The 15,304-nt window shown below is 54.9% G+C and carries 15 protein-coding genes; 4 read left to right on the forward strand and 11 right to left on the reverse strand.

The annotated features are described in order from the left end of the window. Positions 1-35: 35 nt before the first annotated feature. The 9 genes from corA to lptM form a co-directional block, all read right to left on the reverse strand. A complete protein-coding gene (gene corA / locus BUB06_RS16400) occupies positions 36-986 on the reverse strand; it encodes a magnesium/cobalt transporter CorA (protein WP_039466184.1) in 951 nt (316 codons plus the stop codon). Between the two features lie 166 nt (positions 987-1,152). Continuing rightward, entirely contained in the window at positions 1,153-1,209 is a 57-nt protein-coding gene (gene ysgD / locus BUB06_RS22480) for a YsgD/CorL family protein (protein WP_349814568.1), read from the reverse strand. Between the two features lie 188 nt (positions 1,210-1,397). Further along, positions 1,398-2,144 carry a cyclase family protein gene (locus BUB06_RS16405; RefSeq protein ID WP_039474188.1) on the reverse strand — a complete coding sequence of 249 codons (747 nt, stop codon included), beginning with the start codon at positions 2,142-2,144 and terminating at the stop codon, positions 1,398-1,400. Between the two features lie 144 nt (positions 2,145-2,288). Continuing rightward, positions 2,289-4,451: a DNA helicase II gene (gene uvrD / locus BUB06_RS16410; RefSeq protein WP_039474192.1), complete on the reverse strand. Its 2,163-nt coding sequence runs from the start codon at positions 4,449-4,451 to the stop codon at positions 2,289-2,291. Between the two features lie 78 nt (positions 4,452-4,529). Continuing rightward, positions 4,530-5,246, reverse strand: a complete 717-nt coding sequence (gene yigB, locus BUB06_RS16415) for a 5-amino-6-(5-phospho-D-ribitylamino)uracil phosphatase YigB (RefSeq protein WP_010294547.1) — start codon at positions 5,244-5,246, stop codon at positions 4,530-4,532. Next, on the reverse strand, positions 5,246-6,181 hold the full coding sequence (xerC, locus tag BUB06_RS16420) for a tyrosine recombinase XerC (protein ID WP_039474195.1): 936 nt from the start codon (positions 6,179-6,181) through the stop codon (positions 5,246-5,248). The genes yigB and xerC overlap by 1 nt, the downstream gene beginning before the upstream one ends. Then, entirely contained in the window at positions 6,178-6,882 is a 705-nt protein-coding gene (locus BUB06_RS16425) for a DUF484 domain-containing protein (RefSeq protein ID WP_039474199.1), read from the reverse strand. Before BUB06_RS16425 ends, xerC begins: the two co-directional genes overlap by 4 nt. After that, on the reverse strand, positions 6,879-7,703 hold the full coding sequence (gene dapF / locus BUB06_RS16430; RefSeq protein WP_039277685.1) for a diaminopimelate epimerase: 825 nt from the start codon (positions 7,701-7,703) through the stop codon (positions 6,879-6,881). Before dapF ends, BUB06_RS16425 begins: the two co-directional genes overlap by 4 nt. A gap of 64 nt (positions 7,704-7,767) precedes the next feature. Beyond that, positions 7,768-7,953, reverse strand: a complete 186-nt coding sequence (lptM, locus tag BUB06_RS16435; protein ID WP_010294557.1) for an LPS translocon maturation chaperone LptM — start codon at positions 7,951-7,953, stop codon at positions 7,768-7,770. Between the two features lie 59 nt (positions 7,954-8,012). Here lptM and cyaY point away from each other — a divergent pair, with 59 nt between their 5' ends. Further along, positions 8,013-8,333 carry an iron donor protein CyaY gene (gene cyaY / locus BUB06_RS16440; RefSeq protein WP_039474203.1) on the forward strand — a complete coding sequence of 107 codons (321 nt, stop codon included), beginning with the start codon at positions 8,013-8,015 and terminating at the stop codon, positions 8,331-8,333. A 33-nt stretch (positions 8,334-8,366) separates the two neighbouring features. On the opposite strand, the gene BUB06_RS16445 is transcribed toward cyaY, so the two are convergent. Together BUB06_RS16445 and BUB06_RS16450 are read right to left on the reverse strand one after the other, a co-directional pair. Next, on the reverse strand, positions 8,367-9,539 hold the full coding sequence (locus tag BUB06_RS16445; protein WP_039474206.1) for an MFS transporter: 1,173 nt from the start codon (positions 9,537-9,539) through the stop codon (positions 8,367-8,369). A 48-nt stretch (positions 9,540-9,587) separates the two neighbouring features. After that, a complete protein-coding gene (locus tag BUB06_RS16450; protein ID WP_010294567.1) occupies positions 9,588-12,146 on the reverse strand; it encodes a class I adenylate cyclase in 2,559 nt (852 codons plus the stop codon). A gap of 331 nt (positions 12,147-12,477) precedes the next feature. Here BUB06_RS16450 and hemC point away from each other — a divergent pair, with 331 nt between their 5' ends. From hemC to hemX, 3 genes are read left to right on the forward strand one after another with little or no spacing between them, the layout of a single operon-like run. After that, the gene (hemC, locus tag BUB06_RS16455; protein WP_039474209.1) at positions 12,478-13,419 is read left to right on the forward strand and encodes a hydroxymethylbilane synthase; all 942 of its coding nucleotides are present in this window, start codon (positions 12,478-12,480) and stop codon (positions 13,417-13,419) included. Beyond that, positions 13,416-14,156, forward strand: coding sequence for a uroporphyrinogen-III synthase (hemD, locus tag BUB06_RS16460; protein ID WP_039474212.1), 741 nt, complete (start codon positions 13,416-13,418; stop codon positions 14,154-14,156). Before hemC ends, hemD begins: the two co-directional genes overlap by 4 nt. A 23-nt stretch (positions 14,157-14,179) precedes the next feature. Next, positions 14,180-15,304 (forward strand): uroporphyrinogen-III C-methyltransferase, encoded by a 1,125-nt coding sequence (hemX, locus tag BUB06_RS16465; protein ID WP_039474215.1) that lies wholly within the window; start codon positions 14,180-14,182, stop codon positions 15,302-15,304.

A 15,304-nucleotide genomic window follows, 5' to 3' on the forward strand; every position in this document is an offset into this window, starting at 1 on the left:
GATGGTTAATCTCCATCAGGCGCACCGGTGAAAACTTAGAGCCAGTTTTTACGTTTGAAGTAGAGGTACGGTGCCAGTCCGGCGAGAATCATTAGCACAATCGCGCCCGGATAGCCAAACGACCACTTCAGTTCCGGCATAAACTCAAAGTTCATCCCGTAGCTGGATGCCACCAGCGTCGGCGGCAGGAACACCACGGATACGACCGAGAAGATCTTGATAATCCGGCTCTGTTCGATATTGATGAAGCCCATTGCCGCCTGCATCAGGAAGTTAACTTTCTGGAACAGGGATTCGTTGTGCGGCAGCAGAGATTCGATATCGCGTAAAATTTCGCGCGCCTGTTCCAACTGGCCGGATGGCAAGCGGGCTTTACGCACCAGAAAGTTCAGCGCACGTTGGGTATCCATCAGACACAGGCGCACTTTCCAGCCCACGTCTTCCAGTTCCGCCAGCGTGGACAATGCGTCGTCGTACTCTTCACCCTGACGCCCTTCCATAATGATGCGGCTCAGCGATTCCAGATCGCTGTAGATGTTCTCGATCTCGTCCGCCAACTGCTCAATTTTGGTCTCAAAGAGGTCGAGCAGCAGCTCGTAAGCATTGCCGTCCACCAGCGTTTGGTTACGGGCGCGCATGCGATACAGGCGGAACGCAGGCAGCTCACGCTCGCGCAAGGTGTACAGACGACCATCGCGAATAGTAAACGCCACCGTGGAGTTGCCAGCGTGATCGTCAGCATCTTCAAAAAAGAAAAAGGAGTGAATATGCAGGCCGTCTTCGTCTTCAAAAAAACGTGCCGACGCTTCAATGTCTTCCAGTTCCGGGCGGGTTGCCAGGCTTTGTCCCAGTTCGTTTTGTACTTTTTCACGCTCATCGTCTTCCGGCTCGATCAAATCGACCCAAACTGACGTGGTGAGATCATCGGAGTCATCCAGTTCCAGACGAGATAAACGGCAATTATCCAGTTTAAATGCGCTCAGCATGGGCCATAGCTCCCCTTTCAGTAGCAGAGATGGACAACGCGATTGAAGCACAGAAACAAAGGTGAGGTGTCACCAGCAGGTTTCAGTCCGTTCGACGGATCTGACTCGTAGCGACAAAAACAGCGTCGCTGACAACCACGAAGGCTATCAGCAGAGGAAGATAGCCTTAGAAGTTGTACCTAATGAACAGGTTAGTGAGCCAGTATCGACTGGGTGTGTCCAAGGCGTTAGTCCTCCGAGAATAATGATGCGCGCATGTTACGCCGAGATGAAAAAGACTTCAACTTTAAAACCGCGGCTGAAACACGCTGTAAAATATTGGTTAAATGGATAAGGTTTATCCAATAAATTCGGCGCGGAAAGTGGTAAAAAACGCAGTCCTAGGAGTAAAAAAAGAACTGCGTTTATCGATTAAGCGTTGTCGGGTAAATAGGCGATGGCACGGACGGGGAAGCCGGGCGCACCAGCGAAATTAGGGTAGCTGACGTGAATATAAGCGCCGGTAGACGGCAGCTGATGCAGGTTATTCAGGACCTCAACCTGCCAGGCATTTTGGTTCAGCACGAAGAACTCGCCAATAAGCCCGTTATTGCGACGGAAATCCGCGGCGGAATCCGTATCCAGCGTTTCGTGCCCCACCGCGCTAATGCCGCGCTCTTCAAACAGGAACGTCAGTGCCTCAAGCGACCACCCCGGCGTATGGCTGTTGCCTTCTTCATCTTTATTGGCGAAGGCGTCAATATCAGGCCAGCGCGTGCTCCAGCCGCTGGCAAACGCGACAAAGCTGCCTGACGGGATTTCCCCGTATTCGCGCTCAAACGTCAGAATGTCGTCAACCGACAGGCGGTAATCGGGATCGTGCGCGACGGCGTCTTGCTTGTGGATCACCACCAGCGGCAGCAACAGCTCTTTATTATCAATACGATCCAGATAGCGCTTACCTGCGACAAAGTGCCCCGGCGCATCAATATGCGTTCCCGTCTGTGTCGCAAACGTCACAGATTGAGCGAAAAAGCCATGCTCTTCAACGTTGAATAAGGTCTTACGCTGCAATACGCCTTCAAATGCGCTAAAAATAGGAATCGACTCCGTCACCGTATGCGTGAGATCGACCCATTTTTTCTTCTGTAACTCGGCGATAATCTGGTCTAGCGTCATGGGCAGGCTCCTTTTTTATTGTGATACCACACATCCATGGATACGCGGCAGGCCACCTAGCATTGTCGAAAATGACGATAAAGACTAAGACAGGGTTTTTATAAGTTATATAACCCCGTCATACTCCCAGCCGCATCGTGACGATTACACCGTTTCCAGTCTGGCGTAGGCGGCGACCAGCCATTTAATGCCCTGCCCCTGAAACGCAACCTGAAGGCGGGCGTGATCGCCGCTGCCTTCCAGATTCACGATCGTGCCTTCGCCGAACTTGGCATGACGAACCCGCTGCCCCAATTTGTAGCCGCTGTCGTTTTGCGTTATCGGTGTGCCGAGGCGCTGGTGATTGACAGGGCGGGAGACGCTGGCGCGTAGCCGCACTTCTTCCACACACTCTTCCGGCAGTTCGCCGACAAATCGGGAAGGCCGGTGATAGGCTTCTTTGCCGTATAAACGACGGGATTCCGCGTAGGTTATCGTGAGCTTTTGCATCGCACGCGTGACGCCGACATAAGCCAAACGACGCTCTTCTTCCAGACGCCCACCTTCATCCAGCGACATCTGGCTTGGGAACATGCCTTCTTCCATACCGACGATAAACACCTGCGGGAATTCCAGCCCTTTCGCCGAGTGCAGCGTCATAAGCTGCACGGCGTCTTGATTGGCGTCAGCCTGACCTTCGCCTGCTTCCAGCGCGGCATGCGACAGGAAAGCCTGAAGCGGCATCAGATCCTGATCTTCTTCCTGATAGCTGAACTGGCGCGTCGCCGTCACCAATTCCTCCAGGTTTTCTACTCGAGCCTGCCCTTTCTCGCCTTTTTCCTGTTCGTACATGCTCCACAGGCCGGAATCCTTAATCGCCCGGTCAGTTTGAATATGCAGCGGCAGTTCAGAAGTTTCATAAGCCAACGCATCAATCAGTTCGATAAAGCGTTGCAGCGATGCCGCCGCGCGCCCAGCCAGCACTTTCTCCTGCAACAGCGCCCGCGTGGATTGCCACAGCGTCAGCTGACGATCGCGCGCCGTCTGGCGCACCACGTCCAGCGTACGATCGCCGATGCCGCGCGTCGGCGTATTCACCACACGCTCGAACGCCGCATCGTCGTTCCGGTTGGCGATCAGACGCAGATAAGCCAGCGCATCTTTGATTTCCTGACGCTCGAAGAAGCGCATGCCGCCGTAGATGCGGTACGGCATACTCTGCTGTAACAACGCCTCTTCCAGTACGCGCGACTGGGCGTTGCTCCGGTACAGAATGGCGTTATCGCTCAGCGCACCGCCATTTTCCTGCCAGGCTTTAATCCGGTTGACGACGTAACGCGCCTCATCCAGCTCGTTGAACGCGCAATACAGCGAAATCGGCTCGCCCTCTGCACCATCGGTCCACAGGTTCTTGCCGAGTCGCCCGCCGTTGTGGGCAATCAGCGCATTCGCCGCTTTCAGGATATTGCTGGTCGAACGATAGTTCTGCTCCAGACGGATCGTTTCTGCGCCGGCGAAATCTTTCAGGAACAGCTGAATATTTTCGACCTGCGCCCCACGCCAGCCGTAAATAGACTGATCGTCATCCCCGACGATCATCACCTTGGCGCTGTCGCCCGCGAGCATACGGATCCAGGCATACTGGATGCGGTTGGTGTCCTGAAATTCGTCCACCAGAATATTGGTAAAACGTTCGCGATAGTGGTTCAGCACATGCGGCTTATTCAGCCACAGCTCGTGCGCACGCAGCAGCAGTTCGGCGAAATCTACCAGTCCGGCGCGATCGCACGCTTCCTGATAGGCCTGATACACACGCTGCCACGTTTGCTCGATCGGGTTGCCGTAGCTTTCAATGTGCTGCGGACGCAGGCCTTCATCTTTCTTCCCGTTGATGAACCACATCGCCTGACGCGGTGGCCACTGTTTCTCATCCAGATTGAGCGCCCGAATCAGGCGCTTCAGCAGGCGCAACTGATCGTCGCTGTCCAGAATCTGGAAATCCTGCGGCAGATTGGCGTCCATATGGTGCGCACGCAGCAGGCGATGTGCCAGCCCGTGGAAAGTACCAATCCACATGCCACCCTGGCTGGTGCCGATCAGATGGTCGATACGGTGGCGCATCTCCGCCGCCGCTTTGTTGGTAAACGTCACTGCCATGATGGAATACGGTGAGCAGTTTTCGACGGACAAGAGCCAGGCAATACGATGTACCAGTACCCGAGTTTTGCCGCTGCCTGCCCCTGCCAGCACCAATAAATTGCTGCGCGGCGCGGCTACCGCGTCACGCTGTTTGTCGTTGAGGCCATCGAGCAGATCAGAAACGTCCATAGGTACGGGTTATCCGGTGGCGGGAAACACCGCCCAAGGGGCATTTCCACTGGTGATTTATACAGATTAATGCAGTGATTATAGCAATGCCGACAGCGATGCCAACCGCGAAATTTCAATATGCGGCAGCAGTCGGGCATCGCCAATCTGCGTCAGACTGCCTTCACGCAGGTTAATCCAGCAGGCCTGCATACCGCAGCGGATCGACCCTGCGACATCGGTCGTGAGATCGTCACCTACGTGCAGGATCTCATGAACAGGCAGGTTGAGCTTTTGCGCCGCCAGATGGTACATGTCATCAAACGGCTTAGCACGGCCGTGCGGGCCAGCGCGCAGGATGAAAGAAAAATAGCGATCGAGGCCGAACCGGTGTGGTTCTGCGTTGCCATTGGTGATCGCTGCCAGCGGCACTTTCTCAGCTAACGCCGCCAACGTCTGGTGCGTTTCTTCGGTAATTGCAATCTGACTACGCCAGTGGGCGAAGTTTTCCATTGCGGCTTTTGCGCCATCCTTCGACTCGGCGGCGCTCAAGCCGCGTTCTAGCATCGCCAGCTCAACCGCACGACGACGCCATTCGGTCACGTCGTGATAGATCTCCGGCTCGCGCTCAAGCAAGGTCTGGCGTAGGTTCTGAAAGTCATCCGCCTGAAAGTCACGAAGTGCAGGATGGTACTGTTGCAGAAAGTGGATTGACTCTTGCCCCGTGCGCCGAATGACGTCCGCGTTATCGTACAGCGTGTCATCCAGATCGAACGTGATCGCCCGGATCGGGCCAAGAGATCGGTAAAAATGCATCAGGGTTTCCCTCGTTTGGCGCGTGGATGCGCAGCATCGTACACGGAGGCTAAATGTTGAAAATCAAGATGGGTGTAAATCTGCGTCGTGGTCAGGTTAGCGTGACCAAGCAGTTCTTGTACCGCTCGTAAATCGCCGCTGGATTCCAGCATGTGCGTCGCAAAGGAGTGGCGCAATTTATGAGGATGAACATGGCTATTGATGCCCTGCTTAATTCCCCATTCGGCGAAACGCTTCTGCACGTTGCGCATCGAAATGCGTCGCCCCTGATTGGAGATAAACACGGCATCATCCTGCGGGCCAAACAGCTCACGCAGCGCCAGCCAACGTTCCAGCCAGGTTACCGCCGTTTTTCCTATCGGCAATTTGCGCTCTTTGCTGCCTTTCCCCATCACCCAGATTTCACCGCTTGCCAGATCGATGTGCTGATAATCCATACCGACCAGCTCCGCAAGACGCAGCCCCGCGCCGTACATCACTTCCAGCATCGTACGGTCGCGCACCGCAAGAGGATCGTCCAAATTGATTTCCAGCAGGCGATTCGTCTCATCCACATCCATATTCTTGGGCAATGGACGACCCGCTTGCGGCGTAGATACCCCTTTAGCCGGGTTTGCCACCAGCACACCGCGTGACACCATCCAGTCGAGAAAACTGCGTAATGCCGATAAACGTAGCGCCAGACTGCTGGAATGTAGCCCATCGCGCTTACTGCGGGACACCACGGAACGGACGCCAGAGGCGTCCAGCTTGCGCCAGTCAGCCACACCCGCCGCGGAGAGTATCGTGATAACCGCTGACAATTGGCGTAAGTAGCTGGTCTGCGTCAGCGGGCTTAGCTGACGTTCGACTTTCAGGTAGCGCAGGAACGCATCAACATCGGTTTGTAACGGCGAAGAAGAAGGAACCTCCGATGGCGCGGGCTGCCGGCTCATACCCGCTCAACCCAGCGCGCCAGCATCGCTGGTAGCATCATGGCCATTTGCTGAAGCAGCACGGTTCCCATGCCATCCTGATAATGGTGACTGTCGCGGCTGCTGAAAATCAGCACGCCCAAATCGTGATGATTTCCCATCAGCGACAGCGCGACCGACCCAACCTGCCTGGCCTGCGGCAGCAGGAGCAACAGTTCAGGCCCGTTCAAGCTGCCGAGGTAATGATTCTTTTGCCCGAAGCGCTGAATGCGCAACGGCTCAAAGGTGGAGCGATTAAGCCCAAGATGGGTAAACCCAGAAGGCGCACCAATACGCCATTTATCGCTGAACAGACGAACGGTTGCGCCCGCCAGGCCAAGCTGACGCGCCCAGCGCTGCAAGCGCTCCAGCATGTCCGTCAGGCTGTCCGCAGAGGCCAATTCGGTTTGTAACCCAAGCAGGCGATTGAACAACACTTCGTTCGCGCCCGCCTGTTCCATCAACAGCGTGATTTCTTCCTCAAGCTGAGTAATGTGGTTACGCTGACGTGCCAACTGCCATTCCACCAGCGACACGGTTCCCCTGACGGGGTGGGGAATGCGCATCTGCTCGACGGGACGCGCATTGCGGATAAAAAAATCGGGATTCTGTTGCAGGAACTGCAAAACCATCTCGTCACTGAGTGCGATCTCGCGTTCTGCCTGTTCCTCGACATTCTTCATAAATGAATAAATCCATCGTAGACATGCGTTGCAGGCCCGGTCATGAATAACGGATGTCCCGGCCCATCCCACTGGATATCCAATTCCCCGCCCGGCAGAGATACGCGAACGTTCGCGGACAATAACCCCTGCTGGATCCCTACCGCCACAGCAGCACACGCGCCGCTACCGCACGCCTGCGTTTCTCCCGCACCGCGTTCATACACCCGCAGACGGACAGTGTGGCTATCAACAATTTGCATAAAACCGATGTTGGCGCGCTCGGGAAAACGCTCGTGGCTTTCCAGCAGCGGCCCCAACGTTTCCACCTTCGCCGTGTCCACATCCTCAACCTGAATCACACAGTGCGGGTTGCCCATCGACACCACGCCACACAGCACCGTATGCTCGTCGGCACGCATGATGTAAGTTTTCTCCGCTTTGACCGCGCGAAAAGGCACCTGTTGCGGCTCGAAATTCGGTTCGCCCATGTTGACGCGCACCAGTTCATCGTCCGTCACCGACAGTACCATCCGGCCCGTCTGCGTACTGACGGCGATGTCACGCTTGTTAGTTAACCCTTTCAAGCGGACAAAGCGAGCAAAGCAGCGCGCGCCATTACCGCACTGTGCCACTTCGCTGCCATCCGCGTTAAAAATGCGGTAATGAAAATCCAGTTCAGGATCGTAGGGCGGCTCGACAACCAGCAGTTGGTCGAACCCTACACCACAGTGTCGATCCGCCAAACGGCGAATCAATTCGGGTGAAAAATAAACGTTTTGCGTAACGGCATCAACAACCATGAAATCGTTGCCTAACCCGTGCATCTTAGCGAACTGCATTATCCTGACTCCCCCGCTTGCTTAACCGGGCGCGTGACCTGTTATTTATTACTGTCGTCACGCACTAAGGACGCATTGACGTTTTCTTTTGCGGCGGCTGGTTCTCATTTTGCTGAGTCGTTGACGCACCGGATTTGCCATCGGCAGGCATATAAAGCGGACCTTTCAGACCACAACCGAATAAACTCACTACGGCTAACACCAGAAAAGACTGGCGAAATACGTTCTTCATCACGTTAAGACCTGTCATTAATACTCGTATGCTCTCTATAATCGCAGGTGGATCATGAAAATCAATAGGAATCGAAAATGAACGATAGCGAGTTCCACCAATTAGCCGACGAACTCATGCTTCAGTTGGAAGAAACGCTGGATCGGTTTGAGGGTGATGCCGACATCGATTACGAAACCAACGGCGGTGTGATGACGCTGAGTTTTGAAAACGGCAGCAAAATCGTGATTAATCGGCAGGAGCCGCTACACCAAATCTGGTTGGCGACCAAAGCAGGCGGTTATCACTTCAACCGTCAGGGAGCACGCTGGGTATGCGACCGCAGCGGTGAAGATTTTATCGCGTTGCTGTCAGCGGCCTGTTCGGCTCAGGCTGGGGAAACCGTTCACTTCGGGTAACGGTCTTTCAACGACTTCACGGCGCTCCACACATCAGCGCCGTCCCAGAATTATCAACCCCAGAACCAGCAACAACAGCATGCCGATACCCACCATATTGACCAACGGCCAGCCGCTGGTCAGCGCCATCAGGCTACCGGCAGACAACGAGGCCAGCGCGTTAGGCACGTAAATCACCAGCGAGTTAATCCCCTGCAAACGGGATTTATGCACGGAATGGGTAAACGCATTCAGCATGAATGTCCCGCCGTTGAACATAAACGCCCACCCAATGCCGAACAACATCAGCGCAAAGAGGAAGTGCCAGAACGTCAAACCGCTCAGCGCTATCGCTACCCCGACAACATTGCACACCATGCCAATCACCACGACCTGAATCGGCGTCAGCCGCTTCGCCAGCAGCACTAACAGCAGCGCGGGCGCATACATGGCCACAAAATGCCATTGCAACACCGTCGCGCTGTGGCTGACGGAAAAGTGGTGCTGATGCATCGCCAGCGGCACAGAGTTCATTAATAGCGTCATCACCACAAACCCGACGGAACAGCTTGCCGTTCCCAACACAAACGCACGGCTTTTCAGAATCGCCGCCAGCGGTTCGCTACGCTGGGTGCTGGCCGTCACAATGGGCATCGGGGGAAGTTTAAGGCCAAGCAACAGCAGTGACGTGATAACGCAGATGAACGCCGCCGCGATAAAACTGCCGAAAAACGGGTACGGTGCCCAGAGCTGAGAAGACTGGCTGGCCGCGAACGGGCCGAGAAAACCGCCCAGAATACCGCCGCTGATGACCCATGAGATCGCCCGGTTTTTCTGCTGATTGTCGGTAAATATCTCAGCCGCGGCGAAGCGATAATACTGATTGAAAGCGCAGGACATCCCCAGAACAAACGTCGAAAAGACAAAGAGGGAAAAACTGTGTAGCACAATCGCCAACGCCGCCAAAAGCGCGCCAGCCAGCCCTAGCAGCGTGCCGATGATGAACGTATTGCGCCTGCCATATTTTGTCATCAGCGATGAAACGCTGTAGATCATGAGCGCGGCACCGCACACCGTCGCGGTAATCGGTAGCGTGGTCAACAAAGGAACGGGCGTCATCGATACGCCAACCAGCGTAGAACACAGCGTCATCAGGGAAATAATACTGCCGGTCAGCCCTTGTCCGAGCGCCAGCAGTATCAGGTTTCGGCGTTGCAACGAATCCATCAATACATCCCTTCCTGAATACGCTGAAAACCGAGTATCAGAGCGTTACTAGAGGATTTGCAGCCGCTGCTTCATCGTCATCGCTTCATCATCCACCACGGGCGTAATGCACAGATGAGAAAGCGCACTGCTGCGGAACGGGATCACCTGAGTACGGCCGTCCAACTGTACGATTTGGTAGAACTGCGGCAGATTGAAATTGATAAAGCTGGAGCCGTAGGTAAAGCGGTCATGCGAAGACGAATAGAAGCGGCTGACATCGCGCACCAGCTCTTCTTTACTGCCCTCACAGTGGTGATACACCTCAACGCGATTCGACTCATCCAGAATATAGATATTAAAGCCCTGATTTTCTGTCAGATCTTCAAAGAAGAACTGGATGATCCCCTCGCTGGCGACGCCATCGACCACCGGCGGTAAATGCACATGGTTGGTTTCAACCTGAACCGGCTGGCCTTGCAGCTTGTTGTTGGAAATCGCGCCATAAAACTCGACCGCATTTTCCAGCTTCTGCACCGAGACACTCAGCCGTTCGAAGAACAGACCCCAGGTTTGACCCGCGACTTTCACGGCTTTGAAACGCCCAGGCTCCTGCTGACGCGTACTGGTCAGGCGCAGCTCAATGCATTCGGACACCAACTGCTGCACACGGGTACGAATCAGCCCGCGCAGGTGCTGGCTGTAGCAGAAGACTTCCAGCGATTCCGGCAGCGCCGCATCCTGATGCATTTTGCCCAGAATGGTCTTCAGTGCTTCCAACACCGCCTGTTCGCCGCTGAAATGCAGCGTACGCACTTCGTTCCACGAGTTGCGATACAGCAGGTCGATACTGCCGACCAGACACTGCTGCTGCTGGCCGAAGCTAAAGACATCCAGATGACGGAAATCGAAATGCACGACCTGATTGCGGAAGGCCGCCGTCGGATCGTGTTCCAGATTGACGATAATCGCCAGATGACGAATTTCACACGGGCTGTACAGCGCCTTCGGCGTCGGTGCAGGCAAACGCAGCGGGAAGTGACTGGCGACGTCGTCCACCAGCGCTTGCAGGCGCGTGATGTCACACAGCTCGTTGCCTTTAATGTACAGACGCGTGCTTGGCGTCAGCAGGCCGTTAAAATACGCCCACGCCACCAATTTGTTCAGATAGCGGTTATATTCCAGCGGCTGGTGGCTGACGATCGCATCCATCGATGGTGCCTGATTATACAGATACCAACCTGAACGGTTCGCACGACCCGGCGGAACATAAATAAAGGTTAAATTCGGCTCCGACAAATCGGGCGAAATTTGTGGGTTCAGCAGGGTAACTTTACCCGGCAGCGCTTCAAACGCAGCATACAGTTTACGGGTCAACACACCGATATCCTGCGGGCTGGCGCTGACGCTCAGATTATTGCGACGGGCGAAGCGAATCAGGTTGCGATAGGTCTGCATCATCGCATCCAACAGCTCATTATGTGCTTCGCGTACCTGTTCGATTTTCCAGTTAGCGCGGTTATCCAGCATGGCCAAATGTTCGTCGCTCCATCCCCATTCTTGCACCAGTTGGCTCAGAATCTGGCGACGCCAGCCGACACAGGCTTTTTCTCTGGAGAGCTTTTCACAGACTTTTAAGTAGAAACATCGACGCGCCAGATCGAGGCGCGTGGGATCGTTGATCGCCGTCAGATAGTGCGTCACGCGATCCAACATCATGCAGTAAGGATCAAGGCCAAAAGAGACGATCTCGCCGTCATGCAGGCGCTTTTTAATTTCGGTCGACAGCAGGCTGGTGTCCGGGTATTCCCAGGAATAGGCTTCCAGCAGCAGCGTTTTCAGTACGGCTTTATAAGGAGAATCGATGCTTTTATAGAGCTGCCAGAGACTCGCGCCGAAATACTCTTCCGCCGACAGCGTGCTTAAGCCGCCTAAATCCATCCACTCGTTAGGAGCCAGCGCCCCTTGCGAGTACAGCGACAGCACATATTCGTCGTAGTGGGATTCTTCTTCGACCGGCACCATATTCCACAGAATACGCTTACCGGCCATACGCACGGCAGTACGGTAGAATTCGTCGAGTAACAGGATGTGCTGCATGGTGCCGCAGTCTTCACCGCTCAGGCTGCCACTTTCATTGTGGCGGAAGCGGCTTTCATCCATCAGGAAGAAACTGACCTCAGCGCCCTGCGCTGCTGCCCACTGCTCCAGCAGCGTACATTTCTTCTGTAAGAGCTGGCGTTCTTCGCTATCCAGCCAGGATTGGTGGCACACCCAGATATCGAGATCGGAGCTACAGCTCTGCCCGATAGATGAGGTACTTCCCATGGAATAGATGCCCGTGATCGGCAGTTCACCCTGCGGATGAGAACAGTCAAACTGACCCCAACGCAACGCGATGCCATCAAGGTACTGTTGCTGCTTTTCATCAGGCGTGTGAGTGCAGATACCGTGAGGCACCTTGCCTTCAAGGTAGCCGGGCATCAACGGGTGATGATGATGTAATAAAATGGGCAGAAGACTGTAAACCTGCTGAAAAGCGGGCTTCATTGCTCCCAGAGCACGGTCAACACGCAGTTGGTTGATCGCATCCAGTCTTTGCTTCAAAGTCTCGATGTAGAAGTACAAGACGTTTCGCCTGATTTATCCCAGTGCCTAGAAAAACCCCGTGTTCCAAATCCGCATGATGAAATTAGAAGAATGTTTAGCGAATTATTGCTGGAAACGTGATCAATTTAACACCTTGCTGATTGGGCGTAAAGAAAGTAAAGAAAGTTAGACTTATCTATCTTGCTTTATTACGAATTTCCCTACCTGACTGCATCAGCACGGCTTCTTACTCGACTTGCGGCACCCGAATTTCAGACCGTTTTAAAAGGCGCACCGCTAATGCCCACAACCTGACACCAACGCACCATCAATGATACGATGGCGGAAAATGATAAAAACGGTATCAAGCATGTTAGCCAATATTATTAGAATTGCCACCCGACAAAGCCCACTCGCCCTGTGGCAAGCACGATATGTTCAGCAGTGTCTGAATCACCTCTACCCGGATTTACACGTGGAGCTGGTGCCGATGGTAACCCGCGGCGACATCATCCTCGATACGCCACTGGCGAAGGTCGGCGGTAAGGGATTGTTTGTTAAAGAACTGGAATTGGCGCTGCTTGAAGGGCGCGCCGATATTGCCGTCCACTCCATGAAAGATGTCCCTGTCGAATTCCCAGATGGCCTCGGCCTGACCACCATTTGCGAACGCGACGACCCGCGCGACGCTTTTGTTTCCAATCATTACGACAGCCTCGAACAATTACCGGAAGGCAGCTGCGTCGGCACCTCCAGCCTGCGCCGTCAGTGCCAGCTGCGCGCCCGACGCCCCGATCTGGTGATTCGTGATTTGCGCGGTAATGTCGGCACACGCCTGTCAAAACTGGACAACGGCGAGTATGACGCCATTATTCTTGCCGTCGCCGGTCTGAAACGTCTCGGCCTTGAAGAGCGCATCCGCTGTGCGTTAAGCCCGGAAGAATCTCTGCCAGCCGTCGGACAAGGTGCTATCGGCATCGAATGCCGTTTGGATGACGAGCATGTCCGTCAACTCCTTGCCCCGCTCAATCACCCCGCTACCGCGGCCCGCGTACTGGCTGAACGCGCGATGAATGTGCGCCTTGAAGGCGGCTGTCAGGTGCCGATTGGTAGCTACGCCGAACTGGAAGGCGATACGCTGTGGCTACGTGCGCTGGTTGGCGCGCTGGACGGCAGCCAAATGATCGTCGGTGAACGGAGAGGACGCGTCTCCGATGCCGAACAACTCGGGATTGCACTGGCTGAAGAGCTACTGGCAAAAGGGGCCAGCGCCATCCTTCAAGCCGTTTATCAAGGGTCAAGCTCATCATGACTATTCTGGTTACCCGTCCGTCACCAACTGGCGAACAACTGGTGACCCGTTTAAGAAAGCTCGGCTACAACGCCTGGCACAGCCCGCTGATCGAGTTTTCGCCCGGACGAGAACTCGCCAGCCTGCCGACCTTGTTGCAGGCACTGCACCCAGACGATCTGGTGTTTGCACTTTCACAACACGCGATTCATTACGCCGATCCGATGCTGGCACGTACGGGCATCAGCTGGCCTGCCCATCTCGCTTATTACGCCATCGGCCGTACCACGGCACTGGCGCTACATAAAATCAGCGCACATCCAGTAACCTATCCGCCTGAGCGCGAAACCAGCGAAACGCTCCTGCAACTGCCTGACCTACAAGATGTTGCCGGGAAACATGCACTATTATTGCGTGGCAACGGCGGCAGGGAACTGCTGGGGGAAACGCTAACCGAACGCGGTGCACAGGTGACCTACTGTGAATGTTATCAGCGCAGAGACGTTCACTATGACGGACTAGAACAAAGCCGCCATTGGCAACAAATAGGCATCGACAAACTGGTGATCACCAGCGGAGAAATGCTACAACGGATCTATACTTTAGTACCTGATTACTATCGGGCTTCCTGGTTACTCGGCTGCCAGCTGATCGTCGTCAGCGAACGACTGGCAGAACAGGCTCGTCAGCTTGGCTGGCGCGATATCCGGGTGGCCGATAACGCCGATAACGATGCGCTCGTGCGCGCACTACAATAAACCTGATCATGGGATGTACCATTATGACGGAACACAATACCCCCACAGCTCCATCCGACGAGGTTGCTGAACGGGTTGAACCCGCGCATCAGCAGCAAGATCCCGCACCGCAGCCCAAACGTAGCGGTGCCGTGCTAGGGGCGATCGCGATTGTGATTGCGCTGGCAATAGGCGCGGGCTTGTATTACCACGGCCACCAGCAGGCGCAGAAAGAAACTGCCGCGCTTCAACGCCTGGAAACGCAGTTAAACACATTACAGCAGCAGCACAAGCAAGAGCAGCAGCAGTGGCTGGACGCTCAACAACAGCAAAGCAAAACACAGGAGACTGCCGCACAGCGTCTTGAGGCGCTAACGCGTCAGTCAGACGAGCTGCGCGATAAACTGGCGGCACTTTCCAGTCATGACACCAATACCTGGCTAATCGCTCAGGCAGATTTTCTGGTGAAACTGGCAGGGCGCAAGCTGTGGAGCGACAAAGACGTCACCACCGCAGGCGCGTTGCTGAAAAGCGCGGACGCTAGTCTGGCGGAAATGAACGATCCCAGCCTGATAGAAATCCGTCGTGCGCTGACCAACGATATCGGTGCGCTGGCAGGCGTCAGTCAGGTCGATTTTGACGGCATCATACTGAAAGTAAATCAGCTCACCGATCAGTTGGATAACTTGCAGCTCGCCGACAACAACACCGATGAAGCGCCGATGGATGCCAACAGCACAGAGCTGTCCGCCTCTTTGAGCGAGTGGCGACAAAATCTGAGCAAGAGTTGGCACAATTTCCTGGCTGATTTTATCACCATTCGCCGCCGTGACAGCGCCGCCGAACCGCTGCTGGCACCGAATCAGGATGTGTATCTGCGCGAGAATATCCGTTCACGTCTGCTGGTTGCCGCACAGGCCATTCCGCGCCACCAGAATGAAGTGTACAAACAGTCGCTGGAAACGGCAGCAACCTGGGTTCGCGCCTACTTCAATACCACCGACCCTACGACGCAGGCCTTTTTGGATCAGCTCGATGCCTTAAGCCAGCAGTCAGTTTCACTGGATGTCCCAACGGAGCTACAAAGTCAGGTGCTGTTGGAAAAACTGATGCAAACGCGCGTTCGTAACCTGCTGGCTCAGGCGCCAGCCACACAGCAGGGAGAGTGA

The organism is Pectobacterium carotovorum (genome assembly GCF_900129615.1).
Classification (GTDB): Bacteria; Pseudomonadota; Gammaproteobacteria; order Enterobacterales; family Enterobacteriaceae; genus Pectobacterium; species Pectobacterium carotovorum.